Origin of the sequence: Desulfatitalea tepidiphila (assembly GCF_001293685.1) — a bacterium.
GTDB classification, from domain to species: domain Bacteria; phylum Desulfobacterota; class Desulfobacteria; order Desulfobacterales; family Desulfosarcinaceae; genus Desulfatitalea; species Desulfatitalea tepidiphila.
Genome location: NZ_BCAG01000001.1, coordinates 322826 through 343443 on the forward strand (window position 1 = coordinate 322826; position 20618 = coordinate 343443).

The following is a 20618-nucleotide window of genomic DNA, read 5'->3' on the forward strand; positions in this document are numbered from 1 at the left end:
GGATGAAGCGCTGTAGCTACCAGTTCGGATGATCGATGTCAAGCGGATTTTTAGGCCGTGATTGAAACTCGCCGGCATGACGCCTCCGAGACTTTAAAAGTTTATCAAACTGCGACCATCCGGGGAATCTATAAAAAGGATTTCCTATGACATGGTCGGAAAAATTTGCAACTGCGTTATTGAGAATGGAAGGGGGTGCCGGCAAAGGGGTGGGTCCCATTTTGGATAGCGGTGTGCATAAAGGCCTCAGGGAAGCGGGGATCCAACCGGATGTTCGGTGAGAGCAAACAGGCTTCCAGATAGTAAAACAGGCCGTTCAAAACAAATGTTGACCCTGTTGCCGCTCGCATTTAATATGGCAGGACCGAACAGAAGCCCGGGCCCGGCGCTTGATCTCCGCTCACTGCCGAAAAACAACTTACCTAAGGTGCAACGATCTGCGATGATACCCGATCATCTTAAACGCTGGCTGATTTTTCTGATCGCCTGCCTGCTGTTCGTGCTTTCCCAGTTTTATCGGGCGTCCGTGGCGGTGATCTCACCGCAGCTGATCGGTGAACTGGCGTTGGACACCCCGCAATTGAGCCTCATTTCGGCCGCATTCTTTTATGCTTTTGCCCTGATGCAGATTCCCATCAGCATGTACCTGGACGGCATCGGGCCGCGCATCTCCATGACCGTGCTGTCGGCCATCGCCGTGGCGGGTTCGGTGGTGTTCGCCGCCGGTCATTCGGTGTCTGCGTTGGTTGCCGGCCGCGCGTTGATGGGCATCGGCATGGCCTGCAACCTGATGGGCACGCTCAAGATCATCACTTTGTGGTTCACGCCGCGCTATTTTGCCACCCTGTCGGCCCTGGTCGTCTCTTTGGGGACCGTAGGCAATCTGATCGCGGCCACGCCGCTGGTGCTGCTGGCCCAGGCCATGGGGTGGCGCAACTCGTTTCTGGTCATGGCCGGGATCAATCTGATCCTGGTGGTTCTCTTTTTCGCCATTGCCCGCGACCGTCCCCGGACGCCGCTGGTTCCCGATGTGCCCGAGGCGGCGTCGACCCGGATGAGGGACATCCTGCAAAGCCTCGTTCGTCTTTTCAAAGAGAAGGACTATTGGATCATCTCCCTGGGCACCTTTTGCCGCTACGGCATCTTCGCGGCGGTGCAGGCCCTGTGGGCCGGGCCTTTCCTGATCCAGACCCTCCAGGTGCCGGCGGTCACGGCGGGCAACCTGCTCATCCTGACCAGCGTCGGCATCGTGGTGGGCAGCCCGATATTCGGATGGCTGTCCGATACGATTCTGGAAAATCGTAAAGGGGTCGTGATCAGCGGGTTGATCGGCATGGCGGTGGTCTTGCTGGTGCTGACCCGGCTGGAGCCCGGCACGGGCATGGCGGTGCTGAGCATCCTCTTTTTTTCCTTCGGTTTCTTTGGCAGCGCCGGCGGAATCATGTACACCCACATCAAAGAGCGCATGCCCCCGGAGCGGGCAGGCGCAGCCATGACCGGGATCAATTTTTTCACCATGATCGGCGTGGCGGTTTTCCTCCAGGGCCTTGGCAACATGATGAAATATCTGCATCCCGACGATGCCATGGGCGGCTCGGCATTCATCGACGCCTTCGGGTTCTGCGCCATCTGCCTGGTCGTCACCACCGTGATCTACCTGTTTACCGTCGAAACTCTTGGCAAGAGAAAAAAGGGATAGGAGGCGTGGATATGAGCAATTTGCTGGACCTTTTGGGCTGTCGTTATCCGATCATCCAAGGCCCTGTGGGGGAACTGAACGACCCGCGGATGGTGGCGGCGGTGTCCGAAGCCGGCGGCTTCGGCATGCTGGCCCTGGGCTTTATCACCGACCTGGAGAAGGTGAAGCGGATGATCGCCGAGGTGCGGGCGCTGACCGATAAGCCCTTCGGCGCCAATCTCATGATCGCCATGAATCCCAACAACGAGGCGATACTGGAGATGCTGGCCGGGGCCGGCGTCCGGACGGTGACCACCTCGGCCGGTTCGCCCAAGAAGATCTATCCAAGGATCAAGGCTCTGGGCCTCAACGGCCTGCATGTGGCCCTGGCGGCCCCTCTGGCGGTCAAGGCCGTCGAGGCCGGCGCGGACGGAGTGGTGGTCTCGGGCGCCGAATCCGGCGGCTTGCGCACCACGGGGCCTGAATCGACCAATATGATCCTGATTCCCCTGGTTTGCGACCAGGTGGACGTGCCGGTGGTCGCGGCCGGCGGTATCGCGGATCGCAGGGGCTACCGGGCGGCCCTGGCCCTCGGCGCCCAGGGGGTCCAGGTCGGCACGGCGTTTTTGTGCGCGGAAGAGAGTCCGGCCTCCCCGGCGTGGAAAGAGGCCATCATCGGTTGCGGCGATGCCGGCACTACGCTGCTGCCCATGGGCCCCATGGCCATGAGAACCATCGTCAATCCCAAAATGGCCGGCCTGATGGCCGAGGGTGCGGACCTGAGCAAGGCCTATCAACTGGGCGATGCGGGCAAAGCCTGGCGCAGCGGCGATTTCGACCTGTTTCCGGCCGGTGCCGGCCAGGTCAGCGCGCTGATCAAAAAGATCCGGCCGGTCAAAGCGATCATCGAGGGGATGGTCGCCTGACCAGTGTCTTGCTTTTAACCGAAAACGGAAAGGCACATTCATGGAGATACCCGCCGACGGGCTTATCGTCGTGTGCAAGCGGGAATGCGCCACCTGCGGCATGGTCGTTCCGGTGCTTCGCGAGATCGTCGACAAGGGAAAGCCGCTGACCGTCTGCTCCCAGGACGACCCCGCCTTCCCGGACGGATGGCCGGGGGTGGTGGACGATACGGCCCTGGCCCACTCCTTCCGCCTGGCCGTCGAGGCCGTGCCGACCCTGATCCGGATGCAAAACGGGGTGGAGACGGCACGGGCCGTGGGTTGGGACCGGGCCGAATGGCAGGCGGTCACCGGCATCGAGGGTTTGGGCGAGGATTTGCCGCCGAACCGGCCGGGGTGCGGCTCCCGGAGCGTCGAGCCCGGCTTGGCCGAGGAATTGGCCTTGCGTTACGGCGGCGTTCGCCTGGCGGCGCGCCGGATCGAGACGCCGTCGCATGAAGACGAGATGGAAACCTGCTTTGCCAGGGGGTGGACCGACGGCCTGCCGGTGGTGCCGCCCACCGAGGTACGGGTGGTGCGCATGCTGGCCGGGACCCGCCGTGCGCCGGACGAGGTGGTGGGCATCATACCGCCCAACCAGGCGCCCTGCACCGTTGAAAAGGTGGCCATCAACGCGGTCATGGCCGGCTGCAAGCCGGAATACCTGCCCATCGTGATCGCCGCCGTGGAGGCGGCCTGCCTGGATACGTTCTGTCTGCACGGCCTGCTGGCCACCACCTATTTCGCGGGTCCGGTGGTGATCGTCAACGGCCCCATGGCAAAGGCGGTGGGCATGAACTCGGGCGTCAATGCCTTCGGCCAGGGCAACCGGGCCAATGCGACCATCGGCCGGGCCTTGCAGCTGGTAGTGCGCAACGTGGGCGGGGGGCGGCCGGGCGAGATCGACCGCGCCACGTTGGGCACACCGGGGAAATACACTTTCTGCTTTGCCGAGGACGAAGCCGGTTCGCCCTGGGAATCACTGGCCGCCGAACGCGGCTTTGCCCAAGGCGCATCGACGGTGACCCTCTTTGCCGGCAGCGGGGTGCAGCCCATTTTCGACCAGCACTCCCGCGACCCCGAATCCCTGGCGCGCACCTATGCGGCCTGTCTGCGCACCGTGGCTCATCCCAAGATTCCCATGGCAGCGGACGCCTTCCTGGTGGTATCGCCCGAACACGGCCGGGTGTTCCGCCAGGCCGGTTGGACCAAGGCGCGCCTGCGCCAGCGGTTGGACGAGCTGCTGCAGATTCCCGGCGTCGATCTGGTGCGCGGCGCCCACGGCATGGCCGAAGGCATTCCCGAGTCCCTGGCCCACACCACTCTGCCCAAATTTCGACCGGGCGGCCTCGATATCGTGCATGCCGGCGGTACGGCGGGCATGTTTTCGGCCATCATCAGCGGCTGGGTGGCCAGCGGCGCCAAGGGAAGTCAATCGGTCACCAAGGAGATTGGACAATGAATACAGGCATGGTATTGCTCGATCCCACCGCCGAGCTGGCCCCGGCTCGCCGGGAGCGTCTGCCCCGGCCCAAAGAGTTGGCCGGTCAATGCGTGGGGTTGCTGGATATCTCAAAGGCCCGCGGCGATGTGTTTCTCGACGAAATCGAAGCCCGGCTCAGGGCCGACGGCGTATCGGTGCGACGCTATCAGAAGCCGACCTTTGCCCGCGTGGCGCCGGTGGCCCTGATGCAGCAGATCAGCGCCGAATGCCAGGTGGTGATCGAGGCGCTGGCCGACTGAGGGTCGTGCACGTCATGCAGTGTGCATGATATCGTCGATCTGGAAGGCCGGGGGATCCCCAGCGTCTATGTGGCCTCGTCCGAGTTCGAGGCGGCGGGGACGGCCCAGGCGACGGCCCTGGGGTACGACCCGGCGGCGGTGTTCGTTCCCCATCCGATCCAGGATCGCACCGATGGGGAGATGCGGGAGATCGCCCGTGCCGCCGTCGAGGATCTGATCGAGGCCATCACCAGTCACGGAGAACGGAGATGAAACGAGTGGTCTCCTGCGGTATCCGGGATGTGCGAGTGGGCGAGCGGGTTTTCGTCAGATCCGGATCAGCTCGGCGCGCTTCAGGTGCTGGACGGTCGTGTGGCGCCAATCTTTCGGTGCGCAGGCGTCGGCCAGGGCCACGGCCAGGTGTTTGGGCGCCACGAGCCCCAAGCGGCTCAGGCCGTTGAGGCAGGCCGGACAGTTGGTCAGCAACTGGTTCATGGGGTCGAGGGCGAACTGGGGCGCGAGGGCCGATCGTTTGCGTTCCAGCATGGCGGCGGCGATGTCCGGGCGACTCAATGCCAGGGTGCCGGCCTCAGAGCAGCAGTACGGCACGGCGGTCACCCCTTCGGGGGCGATGTCGTGCAGCAGCGCCTCGCCCCGACCGTCGAGGGAGTCGTGGCAGGGTTGATGATAACAACTTTTGCCCGAAAGCCGGACGTCGAGTCCGCGGTCCAGCACAAAGCCCGTCACGTCGGCGACCGGCGCATCGAAGATGTCGTCGGTTTTCATGCGCACCAGGGCCTCACGGCAGGTGCCGCAGGTGATCAGGCAGGCATCGAAATCGAGATGCCCCAGCATGCCGCGGATCTGGTTGAAGAGGATGGTGTTCTCCAACTCCAGGCGGTTGGTCAGGTCGGTCTTGGCATTGGCGCGGGACGGAAAACCGCAGCAGAGAAATTTCGGCGGCAGCACCACGCGCACGCCGCTGTGCAGCAGCAGGAAGATGGCGGCCAGTCCGATGTCGGCATGCAGCCGTTCTGAGCCGCAGCCGGGAAAGTAGAATACGGTGGCCGTCGGCGTCTGCTCCGGCGAGACCACCAGTACATGGTTCATATCGTGGCCGTGGGGGAATTGCCTGGTGAGCGGCTGGGCGGCGATGGCCGGCGCCGGCGCATAGAGCGGTCGCAGCACCGAGGCGCGGCGCCACAGGCCGCCGGCGAGACGCGCGGCGAGCCGCTGAAGCGCTCCTCCCCATTGGAAGACGGCGCGCCGCATCACGGCATTGGTGGCCGGCGAGCGCGAGGCGAGGTAGGCCAGGGCCATGCGCGTGGGCCACGCGGTCTGTCGGGTGCCGTGGGCGATCAGCACCTCGCGTTCGAGGATCGAGACTTCGGCCGTATCGATGTTCACCGGGCAGGGCGCCTGGCATTTGTGGCACAGGGTGCAGTGGTCGGCCAGTTCGCCCAGCCAGTGCAGGGGGCGCAGCCCCACGGCATGGGAGCGCTGGGCATCGTAGAGCAAGGCTTCGATGATGGCGATCAGGGCCAGGTTCTTGTTGCGCGGGTGATAGAAGAGATTGCCGCCCGGGTAGAAGACGCAGCAGGGGGTCTTGCAGCGGCCGCAGCGCACGCATTGGGAGATCTTTTCGGCCAGTTGTTCCAGGCGGCCGTAACGCAGGATCCGCGCCTCCATTTCGAGGAGGTTGAACGACGGGGCATAGACCCGCTCGGCCACGCTCCGATCGGTCAGCTTGCCCGGGTTGAACAGGCCGTCCGGATCGGCCGTCTCCCGGTAGCGTTTGAATTCGGCCATGATCGCGGCGTCCAGATGCTTGATCTTGGTGAATCCGATGCCGTGTTCGCCGCTCACCACCCCTTCGAGCGCCACCGCCTTTTCCATGATCACATCCGCCACTTCGGCGGCGTGGCGCATCATCTCCCGGTCATTGGAAAAGACCGGGATGTTGACATGCACGTTGCCGTCTCCGGCGTGCATGTGGGTCGCGACCACGATACGGCGGTTGCGGATCTCGGCCATGTCGCGTTCAATTTCCGCGTTGACCTTGCTGTAGCCGCGCAGCAATTCGGCGAGGGATGCCTGGACCTGGCGCAGGTGGGTTTCGTTGCGCAGGTGGTTGCGGCCGGCCAGCTTGATCTGCTCCATGGCGGCCTGGAGCAGTTGCCGTGCCCGGGGCAGTTTGGCGCTCAGCCATTCCGGGTCCTCGATGGGAACGGCCTTTTCCATGTAGTTCAGTAGCTGCCAGATCGCCTCTTCCTGGTTGGCGCGCTCCTCCTCCACGTTGAGCTGGTCGACGAAGGCGGCGAACTCAGCCAGGGCCTTGACCGGTAGCACGATGTCTTCGTTGAGCTTGAAGGCGTTGGTGCGCGCCGCGATGGCCCCCAGCCGCTTGCGGTCGCGCCAGAACCGCTCGGCCTCCTGGGCGCTCTGGGCCACGGCCATGAAAGTGTTGGGATAGTCGGCCAGCAGGGTGGTCAGGCGGGACAGGCCGCTGTCGATCTGCTGAGCGGTGTGGCCCACGACATCGATGAGCAGCACGGCCTTGGGACGCTGGCTGCGGGGCGCCCTGGCCTTGTACTGAATGGCGCGCACATATTCTTCGTCGAAGTGCTCCAGGGCCATCAGGGCTTCGCGCCCCTTTTCGGCAAAGGCCGCGCAGATTCGGTCGATCACCTCGGCGGCCTCTTCCATGTCTTCGCCGAAGAATTCGAGGCAGACGGTGCGCTGATGGGGATAGGGGTGATGCAGCACGAACACGGCGGAGGTGATGACGCCGTCGGTGCCTTCTTTCTGGACGCCCGGAAGGCCTTGGAGGGTCTTGTTGGTGATATCCTTTCCCAGGCCGGGCTTGCGCAGTTGCCAGCCGTGGATCTCGATGCGTTTGAGGGCTTCGCCGGTGGCCGTGTCGCTCACCTCGAAGTGAATCGAGCCTTGGGGATCGATGCGCACGGCGTCGGGCTGCAGCCGCCGCACCTCGAGCAGGCGGCCGTCGGCCACTGCGATGCGAAATCCGAGCAGGTTGTCGATGGCCGTTCCCCACAGCACGGCGCGCTTGCCGCCGGCGTTCTCGGCGATGTTGCCGCCGATGGTGCAGGCCCACGAGGAGGTGGGATCGGCGGCGAAGATCAGGCCGGCCGCCTCGGCCGCCTGCATGGCCGCCTCGGTGATGACCCCGGCCTCCAGTTCGAGGGTGGGCAGGGTCAGGGTGGTGCCGTCGGGCTGGTCGAAGGGCACGTCGCGGATCGCGCCGATGCGGTTGAGCTTTTCGGTGTTGATCATCACGCAGCCGGGCGCCACCGGCACCGCCCCGCCGGTCAGGCCCGTGCCGCCTCCCCGGGGGATCGCCTTGAGACCGAGACCGGCGACGGCCCGCAGCAGGGGCGGCACCTGGTCTTCCCGGCTCGGGCAGACCACGGCCACGGGCAGATGCAGGCGCCAGTCGGTGGCATCGGTGGCGTGGGCGCAGAGGGTGAAGGGATCGAAAAAGACATTGGGATCGCCCACGATGGCGCCGAGCCGGCGGCGGGTGCGCTCCCGGCTCTCCATGGCTGCGGTCAGTTCGTGTTCCAGGGCATCGAACTGCCCCCGGCATTTTTCGAGCACCAGGTCCAGCTCGGGTGTCTTGCGGCTCCGTTCGGTGATCTGGGCCAGGTCGCTGCGCACCATGGAAAAAAAGCGCTGTCGCAGGTCGCGGTCATCGATCAGCTGCTGGTAAAGGAACGGATTGCGCCGGAAAATGAACAGATCCCCGATGAGCCGCATGAGCAGACGCCACGACCGCCCGGTGCGGCGGGTGAACACCAGCCGCTCCAACGGTGCGAGTACCTCCTCGCCCAACAGCATGCTCCAGACGCGCCGGTCGTCGGCCGAGGTGTAGTTGAAGGGGATTTCCCTGGAGGTGGTCCTGCTCATCTATTGTTTTGCTATGTTGCCCAGCGGCCCGTGGCCGATGGTTCCCATCATGATCTTTGATGGATTGGTGAAAAATCGTTTCATGACGATGCCGTCAATGATTGACAAACAAAAAACGCTCCCGAATAGAAAACCAGGCGCGTCGGTGTTCGTCGGCTTCCCTGAATTCCAGCCTCTTTTATTGATCAAGGACCGGGCCTTTGCAAGCCAATTTTCAGGAAAAATTCCAACCGACTGTTGCGGGCGACTGAACCGTGCCCCATCCGAAAGGCTCGGAAAAGCGGCCGGACTTTTTATATGGCGCTTTTTCACCTATAGATGGGCAGTGAACCCCCAAGCATCAGAGAGGCGTTATGCTTTCACTCAATCCCGATCACGTGCAGGCCGTGCTCCATGCAATCAATCAAGGTCCCTACTTCAAACATTTGTCCATGCCGGTCAAAGAGATGGGGGGCGGGTATTCCGTTGTGGAACTCCAGGTCGGCCGTGAACATCTCAATCCTTTTGGCGGGATACATGGCGGCGTCTATGCGTCGATCATCGATACGGCCGCTTATTGGGCTGTCTATTGCGAACTCGATGAAGGCGTCGGCATGATCTCCATCGACTTGAAGATCGACTTTCTGGCACCCATCAGCGATGGGGTCATCACAGCCAGGGGAAAAAGCATCAAGATCGGCAAAACCATGTGCCTGGCCGAGGCGACCGCTGTCGATCAAGATGGCAAATGGCTCGCGCACGGGACATCCAAGATGATGATCACCAGGGGATTGCAGACCATCAGGGACGTTTTTGGGTTTGTGGGCGTCGCATCGTTACCCCCCAAGTTTTTACCCTCTACTTAAACATGACGGCACCGTAGAACGTTGCAGATGCGTCATGCCGGCGGACGCCGGCATCCAGAATCTATTGGAAATACTGGATCCCGGCGTTCGCCGGAATGACGCGAAAACAGGGTTCCGGATTTTTTGTCCTCTGCTCAAACAGGAATGAACGCGTGCCTTTAAAAGTGATTGGCGGATTTCTCGAATGCTGGGATTAGAAAGTATGAATGGCCACGGCGTCAACCAAGACAACAACGTTTGCGCCTTCCCGAAGCTCCAGGTCCACGATGGCTCGTTTCGATACCATGGTCTTGACGGTGAGTTCTCCGCATTTCAGCTGGACTTCATAGGCGAAGCCCTGACCTGCGACGGCGGTGACGACCGCGTGGAAGCGGTTGGACTGTTCCTGTGGGGATGAATTTCGGCGCATGGTGATGTCCTCGGGACGAATCGCGAGATATCGATGACGCGGGTTTACGGGGGCGTTGAGCTGGATGCGAAGGTTTCGGACATGGGCGATGCTGTTTTCGAACCTTGCCTCGAAAATGTTTTTCATGCCCACGAATTCGGCGACGGCCATGGAGGCGGGCCGGTGAAAGAGATCCTGAATGGCCCCTGTCTGGGCGATTTCACCCTGTAGAATGATAGCTCCGCGGTCGGCCAGGGATAACGCTTCGCCGAAGTCGTGAGTCACCATCAGGAAGGTGGTTTGGGTCGTTTGATGCAGCGTCTTGATGGCGGTGCGGATTTCTTCCCTGAAGCCCGGGTCGATGGCGGACAGCGGTTCATCCAGAAGCAGGACATGGGGGCGCACAATCAGGGCTCTGGCCAATGTGACCCGTTGCTTTTCTCCGCCGCTGAGATGAATGGGAAGGCGGGTGAGCAGGTGCGCGATCCCCAGCAAATCCATCAATCCCTTAAGCCTCGCCCGGCCTTCACCAGCCTCGATACCATGGTACCGCAGGCCATAGGTGATATTCTCCATGACGTCGAGATGGGGAAACAGCGCATGGTCCTGGTAGACGATGCCCACGCCCCGTTTTTCCGAAGGCAAACCGGTGACCTCCGTTTCTCCGATGAAGATTTTGCCGCCGTCGACCTTAATCAATCCGGCGATCGCTTCAAGGAGGACGGTCTTGCCGGCCCCGGTGGGTCCCATGAGGACGAAGAATTCATTCTCGTTGACGGAGAGATTGACGTTCCGCAGAGAAAAATCTAGGAGGTGGATGTTCAATGCTTCGGTGCGGATCATTTCTCCCTTGTCTCCCGCGTCGTCAGGATACGAAGAAAAAGAAAAAGGAAAAGAGAGACGATGACGAGCCAGACGGCCACGGGTTGGGAGTACTTCAATCCATAGGATTCAAAGCGTTCGTAGATGAGGACCGGGGCGGTCATGGGGTGGTAGGCGATCACGACCACGGCGCCGAATTCGCTGATGGCACGGGCGCTGCACATGATGATGCCGATGAGCATGCTGCGCCAGGCCAGGGGGAAGGTGATGCGCAGGAAGGTCCCGGTCATGGAGGCCCCCAGACTTCTTGAAACTTTTTCGAGTCGGGGAGAGACGGCCATGAATCCCGCCTTTGCGCTATGGATATAGAAGGGAATCCCGACAAAGGTCAGGGCGACGATGATGCCGGTGACGCTCCCCATGATGCGAATGCCCAGGTCGAAGAGGAGCCGGCCGATCCAATGGTTTTTTCCGGCGATGCCCAGAATGGCGATGCCGACCACTGGATGGGGAATGACGATGGGAAGATCGATAATGGCCTCGAGGAGGCGTTTGCCTCTGAAATCCTGGCGTGCCAGCAGGTAGGCCAGCGGTGTGCCAAACAGAAACGAGATGAGGGCGGCCGATCCGGCCGAAAAGACGCTCAGCCGGATCGACCGCACCACTTCCTTGTCATGGATGCTCTCCCACAAGGCGGGTATGGAAGAGGAGGTCATCAACTCGACCAGCGGCAGGAGAATATAGGCGACGATGACGATGCCGCAAGTCAGTGTGAGCCAGAAAAACAGCTCCTTTCTTCGCATAAGCTCACTTTCGAAAATCTAGTTTTTGACTTCCACGAGGGGTTTCAGTTCTTTCGGGAGCCGTTCCTGCATGGCCGCCGTGGGCACCTGGCACGGGATGAACGGCGGTTGGCCCATATCCTTCAGAATTTTCAGGCCGCCGTCGGGCGAGAGCATGTATTGGAGAAAGGCGACGGCCGCCTCCGGGTTGGGTGCGTTTTTGATCAGGGTGATGCCATAGGTGCACGACCCCCCTTTGAGCTCCATCAGGGTGCCAGGCTCTTTCCCCGACACCTTGACCGTGGCCTGGGTGTAGAAATCGTCGAATTGATAGTTGCCCAGATTGATCTCATCGGGCAGGACCACATACTTCAGGCCGTGCTGGACGGCGACCGAAAGGTATTCCCAGGCATAGTCCATGTTTCCGGTCTGGAGCAGGGAAACCAGCTCCACCGATTTGGGACGGATATTTTCCAGGGGGCGGTTGGCGATGGCGGCCTCGTAAAGGCCGGGTTTGCGGTAGTGCTTCTCCGCCAGTTGGAGCACCATGAGTGCGCGATATCCACAGGGATCCAGGTTGGGATCCGAGTGCCCCCAGACCACGCCCTTTTTCTGGAGAATCTCATACCAGTTGCCGGCATTGATCGTGTCGGCGTATTTGCTCTTGTCCGTGTAACAGAGGACGAGCTGGTTGGTGGCAAACCGGATGTTCCAATCTGCATAATCGGGAACGAGCAGCTTGTCGATGACCTTGTAATCCGCCGATCCGATGATGTCGCAGGGCTTTTTCAGGTCGGTCACTTTGCGGGCCGCCTGCTGGCTGCCGCTGGCTTCGCGGACCAGGTCCACTTTGGGGTATTGGGCCTCGAAGGCCTTTTCCATGGCCTGAAAGGGCACCGAAAGGCTGCCTGCATGGAACATGACCAGCTTGCCTTGCGGTTCGGCCTGGGCGGCACCTGCCGCCAGGATCGATGCGAACACAAAAGAAAATACGGCGATCAGACTGAAAAGCGATGCTTTCTTCATGACTCTTTCCTCTCCATTGAATTGAAATGCCCCGGTGCACATGGCAACCGAGGCATTTCTTCTGCGTTCGTCCATTTTTGTCAAGAGATCATGGAAAAATCAGGCGACCGATGGAGAGCGTTGACTCCTTCTTACTTTGGATTACACCTTGCCACGATATCAGACCTCTTTTAGATCTTGAATTGCCCCACCATCAGCTTCAATTGTTCGGCCAGTTTGGCCAAATCATCGGCGCTCATATTGACCTGGCTGCTGCTCGAGGACATTTCATTGGCCGTCGCACTGACCTCGACGATATCCCGGGAGATTTCTCCGGCTACCGATGAGCTTTGGCTGACATTGGTGTTGACCTCCTGGATGCCCCGGGCCGCCTGGGACACGTTGCCGGCGATTTCGGATGTAGCCGTGGACTGCTCTTCCACCGCCGTGGCGATGCCCGACACGACGTCGTTGACCTCCTGGATGATCCGGGTGATCTCCTCGATGTCCTTGACCGTGAGGGATGTGGTGTCTTGAATGGTGCCGATCTTCTCTTTGATGTCCTGGGTGGCTTCGGCGGTTTGCTTGGCCAGCTCCTTGATTTCATTGGCGACCACCGCAAACCCCTTGCCGGCTTCACCGGCCCGGGCGGCCTCGATGGTCGCGTTGAGGGCCAGCAGATTGACTTGTTCGGAGATGTCGGTGATGGCTTCCACCACATGGCCGATGGCCTGGGCCGCGTTGCCGAGATGGTCCATCCGTCCCGATGTCTCTGCCGACTTGCGCGCGGCAGTGTCCGATATCGAACGCGCCCGCTCGGAGTTCTTGGCGATTTCGTTGACCGTGGCCGACATCTGCTCGGCCGCCGTGGCCACCGCCTGGGTATTGGTCGCCGACTGCTCCATGGCGGCGGCCACATTGGCCATGTTGGTGCTCATCTCCTCCGAAGCGGTGGCCACCACGTTGGATTTTTCGGACGTGTTTTGGGCCGCCTGGGACATCTGCTCGGAGATGGCCGACAGCTCCGTGGACGAGGCGGAGAGTGTCTCCACGCCGTGGGCAATCTGCCGAATGATGCCCTGGAGCTTTTCTATGAAAGTGTTGAACCACCTGGCCAGGTCGCCCACCTCGTCCCGGCTGTCGACGCGCAGGCGCAGGGTCAGGTCGCCTTCACCCTGGGCGATATCTTTCAAACCCGCTACCGCGGCATTGATCGGCCGCGTGATGGTGCGTGCGGACACCAGTACAAGCACTGTGGTCGCCACCACGGCAAAGAGGCCGACCAGGACGATGGCACTGCGGATGGCGTTCGAGGCCACCAGGAACTCCTGCCGGTTCTGGGTAACGGCGATGGACCAGCCGTTGACGCCCACGGGGGCGAATCCGGCGATCTTATCGGCGCCTCTGAACGTATACTCCTCCACACCGGTATCCCCCCCAATCATCCGGCTGTTGATATGCTTCATTTCAGGGATATCGGCCACGGCGGGATTCAATATGATATCGGCGTTCGGATGGGCAATGGGCAGCCCTCCCTTGTTGATCATGTAGGCGTAACCGGTCCGGCCGATGGTGCGTTTTGAAATCAGCTCGGTGAAATATTCCGCCTTGATGACGATGCCGAAAATTCCCAGGAACCGGCCGGCTTCCGATGTGATGGGAGCGGCGGCGGTGGTGATCAGTTTTTTGGTGGCCGCGGAGCGGATAACCTCATCGATATCCGGCTTGCCGGTCCTTTTCAACTTCAGGAATGTGGGATTGTTGGCGATGTCCACCCCCTGATAGACGCTGCCGTTTTCCAGGATACCGGTGTATATTTGACCTTTGGCATCGGCGATGAATATCCCCTGATAATAATCGCCCATTTTAGCGAATTGTTTTTTGAGCGCCTGCGCTGTGGCCGCGATCATCTCTCCGGACCCGGATAGGCCCTTTTCCTCGACCGCCGTTGCGACCCGAAGGACATCGGGTTGGGCTGCCATGGCGGCGGCTTTGTGCACCTCGGATTCCAGGATGGTCCGGGTCAACCGGCTCAAGTCCACGGCAACGTCGCGCGCCTGGTTCATCGACAAGGTCACCAACGCGTCGCGTGCCTTGGTAAACGAGATATACCCCACCACGCACAAGGGGATCAGGGCCGCAGATATACCGATCAGCATCAGTTTGGACGAAATGGATTTCAGGTTGACCTTCATTGCAATGCTCCTTCGATCGAATGGAAAATTTCACACGAGATAACATCCCGTTGGCAATGCCATCACAAAAAATGTCCGTTTCCCATGGCGCGTCGGCATGCCGGTTCGGGGCGGCGTTTCACCAAATCATTATCGGTCGCATCGATAGGGGGCTTTAGGGTGAACCATGGGTGATGAGGGCAAAGACAAGTCAAAAAAATGGGGCAGGGCTTTAAATGTGGCGGAGGTGTCGCACTATGTGACATATGAAAAGGAGGTGTCATCATGGTACAGAACCCACCTAAAGATATGCCGCGTATTATTCCATACTTGCATTACAATCATGTCGAAAAAGCCGTCGAGTGGCTGTGCTCGGTCTTCGGTTTCAAGGTCAGCTTCACCTTGCCGGATAAAAAGGGCGGATTGATGCATGCCGAAATCACATACGCCGACGGCGTGGTGATGCTGGGCCCGGCCAACCGGGAATACAACAGCTTGAGCCCCCTCGATTTGAAGGGTGTCAATCAAGGGCTCTATGTCTATGTGGAAGATGTGGACCGCCACCACGAAAGTGCCAAAGCCAAGGGCGCCGTGATCGTCATGCCGCCCGAAGATATGTTCTGGGGAGATCGTGTTTATGCGGCCAATGATCTGGAGGGCCACATGTGGACCTTCGGCCAGCATACGAAGGATATTCCACCCGAGCAGATGCGCCCACCGGAATATTAGCCGGTCCGAACGCCTTTTGAAAACCATGGCGCGGACGGCCCTGATTCCCCGCCGTTCGCGCCATGCCCCACCCGCGCCGCCGAACACCTTGGTTCATCACTTCAAAAACATGTCTGAACACTGTCAGGCCCAGTATTGCGGATCTCTGTCAGTTGGGTAGATGACAGCCCGCCTGCATCAGATTGTGGAAAGTACGGATGAAAGTATCCCGCAAAATTAAGTGGCGCTGAATCCTGTGTTCTCATTCGTTGGTTTCACTTGGTTCGCCGATTGTCTTTTCTAATATCGTGCCTATCGTTTCGGTTAATGTGATCGCCGCGCAACGTGCAGCCATAGCGTCGATAGCCTTACCAATAGTTGGGAGTGCTTATGTCAAAATAAACTGCAGTGCCAGACACATGGCAGGGGGTGGGGAGATGACATCGGACAGCGACCAGAGTGCAGAGCAGTTTCCTCCTACGACGTCGACCGAGCAGGAGATACAGGCGCTGCCTGATGTTCGTCCACCCAGTTTCTATGTGGGCATAGGCGCCTCGGCCGGCGGATTGGAAGCTATAGAGGCCTTCTTCAAGCATATGCCCCCGACTAGCGGGCTCGCCTTCATCGTTATTCAGCACCTCTCCCCCGATTACAAGAGCCTTATGGTGGAACTGCTTTCGAAGCGCACCGAAATGAATGTTTGTCGCGCCGAGAACGGCATGCAGGTGACCGCCAATGCGGTCTATCTGATCCCCCCCAAAAAGCATCTGACGATCTTTCATGGCCGGTTGATGCTCGGCGACCCGGAACGTTCGAGATCCGGTATTTTTCTTCCCATAGATACATTTTTGAGATCACTGGCCGATGATCAAGGCGAAAAGGCGATCGGCGTCATCCTTTCGGGGACGGGCAGCGACGGGATGCGCGGCGTGCGGGCCATCAAGGAATCGGGTGGCATGGTGATGGTGCAGGATGAGGCCAGCGCCAAGTTTGACGGCATGCCGCGCAGTGCCATTTCTACCGGACTGGTCGACTTTATTCTGCCACCGGAGGAGATGCCGGCGCAAATGCTGGCCTTTGCCGATCATCCGGAACAGATGCGGTCCGTCCGTTCTGAAACGCTTCTCACCGATGAGGACGGTCTGACGCGTATTTTCGCACTACTTCGGGATCGGCACAAGGTCGACTTCACTTACTACAAGCCTTCGACGGTAGTGCGCCGCATCGAGCGTCGCATGACCGTGAATCACATCCATACACTGCGGGATTACGTCAGGTTCTTGGAGAGTTACCCACGTGAACTGTCGGTTTTGTATAAGGAATTGCTTATCGGTGTCACCAATTTCTTTCGGGATCCCGAAGCATTTCGCTTGCTGGCCGACGAGCATTTGCCGGCCTTGCTGGCGCGGGTCAGAGGCCCTCTTGTGCGATTCTGGGTAACCGGATGTTCTACAGGCGAGGAAGCTTACACCCTTGCCATTCTTTGCCGTGAAACCCTCGAAAAGTTGGGCCGATCTCTCGATATCAAAATTTTCGCCACCGACGTGGATCACGAATCGGTGCTCCTGGCTGGAAACGGCATCTATCCCGAGAGCATCGCGGCCGATGTTTCCCCGAATTTCCTATCGAAATACTTCGTCCGCCGCGGGGATGCCTTCCAGGTCGCACGTGGCATCCGCGAGATGGTTGTATTTGCCCAGCACAATTTGATCAAGGACCCGCCTTTTACAAATATTGAGTTTATCGCCTGTCGAAATTTACTCATTTACCTCCAACCGGTATTACAGCGAAAGGTGTTGGCATACTTCAACTTTTCTCTGAACCAGGACGGGTTGTTGTTTTTAGGCCATAGCGAGACGGTTGGGGAGATGATGGAGGAGTTCGAGCCACTCAGCCACAAATGGAAAATTTACCGCTCCAAGGGAAACCGAAAAAAGGGCATCGCGGAGATGGAGGTCTCCAAGCTGCGGTCCAAAGGTGGCCGGCTGCTGCGGCCAAGCTTTCTGGGACCGCAAAAAGCAATGCGGCTGCACGAAGAAGAGAGAATATTGGATCGTCTGCTCGAAACCCTGGCAGGCGACTATTTGCCGTTAGCCATGGTTGTCAACGAGCAGATGGAGCTGATCCATGTGTTGGGCGACACCAGCGGAATTTTGAGGTATCCCTCGGGCCGGGTCGTCAACGACATCGCCCGCCTGGCCGTCAACGACCTCTCTGTGCCGTTGTCCACCGGCCTGCAGAAGGCGCTCAAGCGAAAAGAGGAGGTGCGTTACACCCATGTCCGGCTTCGCAGGCCGGGTTTGGTCCGCACCATCGACTTGCGCATCAAGCCGCTCCTCCAGAAAAAAGGCCAGGAGCCGATGGCGGTGATACTGATCGAAGAGCCTGACCGCACCGCGGCCAAGCCGATGGGGCCCGAGGCCGCGAGCTACGATCTGGATCAGGAGGCCGCTCAGCGTATAGAGGACCTGGAGCAGGAGCTTCAGTTCACCCGTGAGAACCTTCAGGCCACCATCGAGGAGCTCGAGACCTCGAACGAGGAGCTCCAGGCCACCAATGAAGAGTTGCTGGCCAGCAACGAGGAGCTGCAAAGTACCAACGAAGAACTCCAATCGGTCAACGAGGAACTGCACACCGTCAACACCGAACACCAGCGCAAGATTTTCGAGCTGACTGAGCTGAACAACGACATCCGCAATCTTATGGAGAGCAGCGGCGTCGGCACGCTGTTTCTCGATGAGAATATGGAAGTCCGCCGGTTTACTCCCCAGACCAGTAAGATTTATCAGATCACCGAAAAAGATGTCGGCCGGCCTCTTCATCAAATCCCCCACAGCCTTGAAGATGTCGATCCAGTGGCTCTCGTGCAAAAAGTGCACGCCGACCATGAGCCTGTCGAGAAGGAGGTTCGTACACGGGGCGGACATCACTATCTGATGCGGATATTGCCGTATACCGTGGGGGCGGCATTCTTTTCAGGATCGGTCATGGCCTTTATCGATATCGATTCGCAGGTCCGCTCACGAAACGCTTTGGAGGAGAGTGAAACGAAATTGAGGTTGTTGGCCGACAAGCTCGAAGATGTCTTCTGGATCCGGACCCCGGACAATGGCCGGGTGGTCTACATCAGCCCGGCCTACGAGACTATATGGGGAAAGGATATGCAGGCACTCTGCCGGGACGCCCGTTCCTTTCTCGATTCCGTGCATCCGGCTGACCGCGATGTCGTAGCCGATCAGCTATCGCGTCACACCCAGGGGCAATGGAATCTCGAATACCGTATCACGGACAAGACAGGTGCCGTGCGGTGGATTCATGACCGCGGCTTTCCGGTCTTCGATTCAGAAGGGCGGCTGGAATTGATATGTGGCTTCGCCACCGATATCACCGAGCGCAAGCACAAGGAGGAGAGTTGCCTGCTCAGTGTGTCTAAATTCAAGCCATCTTTTGAGGGGACATCCATCGGTATTGCATTGGTGAATATAAAGGGCCGATTCCTGGAGAGCAATCCGGCCTTTAAAAGAATCTTGTCAACTTCAGAGGCAGCGCTGGCAGACATGACGCTGGTGCAATGCATCCACCCTGGCGACCGGCAGGCAGGTGAAGCGATGTTGACCGAGATGGAAGCCGGTCGGCGCGATTTCTACTACGCCCCGATGCGATTACAGGGCGGGAATGGCCGGACATTGGCCGTTCAGCTGGTTGTGACCCTGATCCGTGATGGCCAAGGGCAGCCCACTCATGCCCTTTGCCAGATATTCGAGGTTGCCGATGTTGCACCGGCTTAAGACCGAATTGAACTGAAACGGAAGAGATCGGTTAGAGAGGTTCGCAGCCATGGACAGCGACAATGATTTTACAGAGCGAATGCGACTGCTGCGCGAAAAGGCACTGGAGCGTTTGGGCCGGCGCCCAGAACAGAGCGAACCGGCGGCTGATAATGAGGTGCTGCGTCTGCTGCACGACCTGAATGTGCACCAGATCGAACTGGAGCTTCAGAACGAAGAGCTTCGCGCCGCGCAACAGGAGTTGCAACGGTCACACGATCGGTATCTCGACTTGTACCATCATGCACCGGTCGGTTATGTGGTGGCCGATGCGGTGGGCATGGTGTTGCAGGCCAACCAGACCCTGGCGGCGATGTTGAACAGGGAGATCGCCGACCTGCTTCAGAAACCGTTGGCCGATATGATCCACCCCGAGGACCAAGAACTCTATTATGCACGCTATCGTGCCTTCTACAAAGACCCTAAGGGCAAGACGCTCGAGTTTCGCATCGTATCCAGCACTGGCGGCGTGCTGGACGCCAGGTGCGAGGGACACCGGATCGAATCATCCGTCAATTCGGGTACGGGACGCGACCTTTCCGGGCAGCTTCTCATCAGCATCAGCGATATCACCCATCAGAAGAAGGCTGAAAGAGAATTGTTGCGTACCCGCAACCTGGAATCCATCGGCACACTGGCCGGTGGTCTGGCTCATGATTTCAACAACATTCTGGCGGCCCTGGTGGGCCATCTCGAACTGGCCAGGATCCATTGGCATGAGAGAGGGAAGGCCGACCTGCATCTGGACAAGTCCATGGGGGCCGCCATGCGGGCCAGGGATTTGTCCAATCGCCTGGTGACCTTTGCCGAAGGGGGCACTCCCCTGACACGGCCCAAAGAGATCCATCATATCGTCTCGGAGGCCGTTGAATCGAGCCTCCAAGGCTCTCAAGTGAGATGCGATCTGCAGCTGCCGTCAGACCTGCATCCCGTTATCGTCGACGAAGTGCAAATGATGTCGGCATTGCAACACATCATCTGCAATGCCCGGGAGGCCATGTCCCGGCGAGGCAGATTGTGGATTACGGCACAAAATGTGCAAATTTCGTCGGCCGCCGGCAATCCTTTGCTCCCGGGGACATACGTCAGAATCGAGATACGCGACCAGGGACCCGGGATCGACCCGGTACATTTGGGAAAAATTTTCGACCCCTATTTCACGACCAAAGAGATGGGCTCCAAGAAGGGTATGGGCCTCGGCCTCACCATCACCCACTCCATCGTTAAAAAGCACAATGGTCATATTCAAGTTGATTCAACACCGGGTCAAGGCACCCTGGTGACGGTCTACCTGCCTGCATTGCCTGTCCAGGCCGCAAAAGCCCCCATTCTTTCCTGATCCGCCAAGCCGTCTTCGTGCACGGACAGCAGTTCCAACTCAATGTGATTCATCCTGAAGGGCATGTTTTACAGAAGGCGTTTGTTGAAAATAATTCGTGTGGCAACGGTTGCGGCAGGCCCGGGTGGGGCAGGTGGCCAGGGCCACATACGCCTGCGGTCTTAGAGCCAGTTAAATGCAGACGGCGGACAAGCGGCCCAGACTGTTTGAGCGCAGCGAGTTTCTGGGCCGCCCGCCGTGCATTTTACTGGCTCTTGACCGCTTGGCGTGTGGCATCGGCCACCTGCCCCACCCGGGCCGAGTTTAATGGATGACATTCAGTTAGAATCGCTGGTGCGTGGACGCGTCGATTGACGTTTTCCGGATCCTTTCCTTCGTTTGATTCCCCCTCGGTACAGTAAAATTGTCAAGGCTTTCATGGCCCTGCGCTGCGTGGCCCGGCCAGGGAGCTGTTTTT

At 59.5% G+C, this 20618-nt stretch carries 13 protein-coding genes; 8 read left to right on the forward strand and 5 right to left on the reverse strand.

All coding sequences use genetic code 11. From position 1 onward, the window contains the following. Positions 1 to 442: 442 nt before the first annotated feature. Genes DFT_RS01490 through DFT_RS27100 form a run of 4 tightly spaced genes read left to right on the forward strand, consistent with a single transcriptional unit; the run spans position 443 to position 4617 of the window. The gene (locus tag DFT_RS01490; protein ID WP_054029464.1) at positions 443 to 1699 is read left to right on the forward strand and encodes an MFS transporter; all 1257 of its coding nucleotides are present in this window, start codon (positions 443 to 445) and stop codon (positions 1697 to 1699) included. 11 nt (positions 1700 to 1710) lie between these two features. Next, entirely contained in the window at positions 1711 to 2604 is an 894-nt protein-coding gene (locus DFT_RS01495; protein WP_054029465.1) for an NAD(P)H-dependent flavin oxidoreductase, read from the forward strand. A 40-nt stretch (positions 2605 to 2644) separates the two neighbouring features. Then, complete coding sequence (locus tag DFT_RS01500) at positions 2645 to 4084, forward strand: thioredoxin family protein (RefSeq protein ID WP_054029466.1); 1440 nt, start codon at positions 2645 to 2647, stop codon at positions 4082 to 4084. After that, positions 4081 to 4617, forward strand: a complete 537-nt coding sequence (locus DFT_RS27100; protein ID WP_273701368.1) for a UGSC family (seleno)protein — start codon at positions 4081 to 4083, stop codon at positions 4615 to 4617. The genes DFT_RS01500 and DFT_RS27100 overlap by 4 nt, the downstream gene beginning before the upstream one ends. Before the next feature lie 54 nt (positions 4618 to 4671). Here DFT_RS27100 and DFT_RS01515 read toward each other — a convergent pair whose 3' ends face one another. Further along, positions 4672 to 8271, reverse strand: a complete 3600-nt coding sequence (locus DFT_RS01515) for a DUF3683 domain-containing protein (RefSeq protein WP_054029469.1) — start codon at positions 8269 to 8271, stop codon at positions 4672 to 4674. 353 nt (positions 8272 to 8624) lie between these two features. Here DFT_RS01515 and DFT_RS01520 point away from each other — a divergent pair, with 353 nt between their 5' ends. Further along, positions 8625 to 9116 (forward strand): PaaI family thioesterase, encoded by a 492-nt coding sequence (locus tag DFT_RS01520; protein WP_054029470.1) that lies wholly within the window; start codon positions 8625 to 8627, stop codon positions 9114 to 9116. Between the two features lie 193 nt (positions 9117 to 9309). Here the strand turns inward: DFT_RS01520 and DFT_RS01525 are convergent, their stop codons facing one another. The 4 genes from DFT_RS01525 to DFT_RS01540 form a co-directional block, all read right to left on the reverse strand. Continuing rightward, entirely contained in the window at positions 9310 to 10347 is a 1038-nt protein-coding gene (locus DFT_RS01525; RefSeq protein WP_054029471.1) for an ABC transporter ATP-binding protein, read from the reverse strand. Continuing rightward, positions 10344 to 11129, reverse strand: coding sequence for an ABC transporter permease (locus DFT_RS01530; RefSeq protein WP_054029472.1), 786 nt, complete (start codon positions 11127 to 11129; stop codon positions 10344 to 10346). The genes DFT_RS01525 and DFT_RS01530 overlap by 4 nt, the downstream gene beginning before the upstream one ends. A gap of 18 nt (positions 11130 to 11147) precedes the next feature. Beyond that, positions 11148 to 12134, reverse strand: a complete 987-nt coding sequence (gene wtpA, locus DFT_RS01535; protein WP_054029473.1) for a tungstate ABC transporter substrate-binding protein WtpA — start codon at positions 12132 to 12134, stop codon at positions 11148 to 11150. Positions 12135 to 12304: 170 nt separating this feature from the next. Beyond that, positions 12305 to 14308, reverse strand: coding sequence for a methyl-accepting chemotaxis protein (locus DFT_RS01540; RefSeq protein WP_054029474.1), 2004 nt, complete (start codon positions 14306 to 14308; stop codon positions 12305 to 12307). Between the two features lie 264 nt (positions 14309 to 14572). On the opposite strand from DFT_RS01540, the gene DFT_RS01545 reads away from it, so the two are divergent. The 3 genes from DFT_RS01545 (at position 14573) to DFT_RS01555 (ending at position 20161) form a co-directional block, all read left to right on the forward strand. Continuing rightward, positions 14573 to 15016, forward strand: coding sequence for a VOC family protein (locus DFT_RS01545; RefSeq protein ID WP_054029475.1), 444 nt, complete (start codon positions 14573 to 14575; stop codon positions 15014 to 15016). Between the two features lie 416 nt (positions 15017 to 15432). Further along, positions 15433 to 18783, forward strand: a complete 3351-nt coding sequence (locus tag DFT_RS01550) for a chemotaxis protein CheB (protein WP_054029476.1) — start codon at positions 15433 to 15435, stop codon at positions 18781 to 18783. Positions 18784 to 18832: 49 nt separating this feature from the next. Then, the gene (locus DFT_RS01555) at positions 18833 to 20161 is read left to right on the forward strand and encodes a two-component system sensor histidine kinase NtrB (protein ID WP_054029477.1); all 1329 of its coding nucleotides are present in this window, start codon (positions 18833 to 18835) and stop codon (positions 20159 to 20161) included. The last annotated feature ends 457 nt before the right edge of the window (positions 20162 to 20618 follow it).

What these genes read in the sequence shown, in the direction of transcription:
- DFT_RS01550 (WP_054029476.1), top strand. Translation starts at nt 15,433, where the DNA reads ATGACATCGGACAGCGACCAGAGTGCAGAGCAGTTTCCTCCTACGACG.
- DFT_RS01540 (WP_054029474.1), bottom strand. Translation starts at nt 14,308, where the DNA reads ATGAAGGTCAACCTGAAATCCATTTCGTCCAAACTGATGCTGATCGGT.
- DFT_RS01520 (WP_054029470.1), top strand. Translation starts at nt 8,625, where the DNA reads ATGCTTTCACTCAATCCCGATCACGTGCAGGCCGTGCTCCATGCAATC.
- DFT_RS01525 (WP_054029471.1), bottom strand. Translation starts at nt 10,347, where the DNA reads ATGATCCGCACCGAAGCATTGAACATCCACCTCCTAGATTTTTCTCTG.
- DFT_RS01495 (WP_054029465.1), top strand. Translation starts at nt 1,711, where the DNA reads ATGAGCAATTTGCTGGACCTTTTGGGCTGTCGTTATCCGATCATCCAA.
- DFT_RS01530 (WP_054029472.1), bottom strand. Translation starts at nt 11,129, where the DNA reads ATGCGAAGAAAGGAGCTGTTTTTCTGGCTCACACTGACTTGCGGCATC.
- DFT_RS01500 (WP_054029466.1), top strand. Translation starts at nt 2,645, where the DNA reads ATGGAGATACCCGCCGACGGGCTTATCGTCGTGTGCAAGCGGGAATGC.
- DFT_RS01555 (WP_054029477.1), top strand. Translation starts at nt 18,833, where the DNA reads ATGGACAGCGACAATGATTTTACAGAGCGAATGCGACTGCTGCGCGAA.
- DFT_RS01545 (WP_054029475.1), top strand. Translation starts at nt 14,573, where the DNA reads ATGGTACAGAACCCACCTAAAGATATGCCGCGTATTATTCCATACTTG.
- DFT_RS01515 (WP_054029469.1), bottom strand. Translation starts at nt 8,271, where the DNA reads ATGAGCAGGACCACCTCCAGGGAAATCCCCTTCAACTACACCTCGGCC.
- wtpA (WP_054029473.1), bottom strand. Translation starts at nt 12,134, where the DNA reads ATGAAGAAAGCATCGCTTTTCAGTCTGATCGCCGTATTTTCTTTTGTG.
- DFT_RS01490 (WP_054029464.1), top strand. Translation starts at nt 443, where the DNA reads ATGATACCCGATCATCTTAAACGCTGGCTGATTTTTCTGATCGCCTGC.